The sequence below is a fragment of the Vibrio sp. 1874 genome (assembly GCF_033344395.1).
Lineage (GTDB): Bacteria > Pseudomonadota > Gammaproteobacteria > Enterobacterales > Vibrionaceae > Vibrio > Vibrio alginolyticus.
Genome location: NZ_JAWPOR010000196.1, coordinates 1 through 1021, shown reverse-complemented (window position 1 = coordinate 1021; position 1021 = coordinate 1). Strand labels below are relative to the sequence as shown.

The 1021-nt window shown below is 44.4% G+C and carries 2 protein-coding genes; one reads left to right on the top strand and one right to left on the bottom strand.

What is annotated here, in order from left to right; all coding sequences use genetic code 11:
- A partial coding sequence (locus R8N46_RS25570; RefSeq protein WP_318189824.1) for a hypothetical protein occupies positions 1-173 on the top strand: 173 nt, incomplete at its 5' end.
- A 181-nt stretch (positions 174-354) separates the two neighbouring features.
- Here the strand turns inward: R8N46_RS25570 and R8N46_RS25565 are convergent.
- The coding region (locus R8N46_RS25565) for an AEC family transporter (RefSeq protein WP_318189823.1) at positions 355-1021 on the bottom strand (667 nt) is incomplete at its 5' end.

Sequence of the window (1021 nt, the reverse complement as noted above, 5' to 3'; positions counted from 1 at the left end):
AGCTGTTCGACGTTTACGTAGGTAAAGGCGTTGAAGAAGGTAAGAAGAGCTTAGCTATCGCTCTGACTCTACAGTCACTTGAGCGTACGCTTGAAGATGCAGACATCGCTGGTGCGGTTGATGCTATCGTTGCTCACGTATCTGAGAAGTTTGGTGCAGCTCTGCGCGACTAATTAACGCAGCGTAACAAACTGTTTAAGAGACTGAAAACCCTGCCAAGTTGGCAGGGTTTTTTTATGCCTATTCCGCACATACAACATAGATTGTGAAACAAGATTACATAGAAAGATTGTGTCGAAAATCCAAACCTTCAGGTTTGCCTACCAACAGCAACGATGGACTCTCAAGGTTCACTTACGCCAACGACAGCGTGTAACTTAGGAGCAATGGCAACGTCAATACGCTAAAGAAGTTCCCAAACAACACCATGGATGCCACTGTCATCGGTTCGATATTCAGTCGCTCTGCAAATAGATAATTCATGACCGCTGGAGGTAGCATGGTGAACAGCACCATCATTTGTAGTTGCATGGTTGGTAAAGGAATAAACCAATAAATGATTGCAAACGCGATTGCGCCAGTCGTTAACGATTGAACGGTACACAAAACTCCAACTTTTAATCCATCCAGTCTTAGATGGCACATTTGTGAGCCAAGAGAAAGCAGCATTACCGGAACAGCGGCTTGCCCTAGCAGTGCTGTTGCTTCATACAACGGTGTCCACGCGCCAATACCTGATAAGTTCAAACATAATGCGAGTGACGCTGATAAGAAAATTGGCATCTTCATGATTTGTTTCAATGGATTCCCGTTACTTAACAACATCACACCTACGCTGATATGTAAGCAAGCTGATACTACAAACAGCAGTACAGCAGAAGAAAGGGCGGCTTCGCCAAATGTATAAGTGAACAACGGTATCGCAAGGTTTCCGCTATTTCGAAACATATGAGGTGGAGCCCAAGCTTTAAATGTTAGCCCAGTGATTTTACACATCGGAATCATGAGTAACCCCGGAATT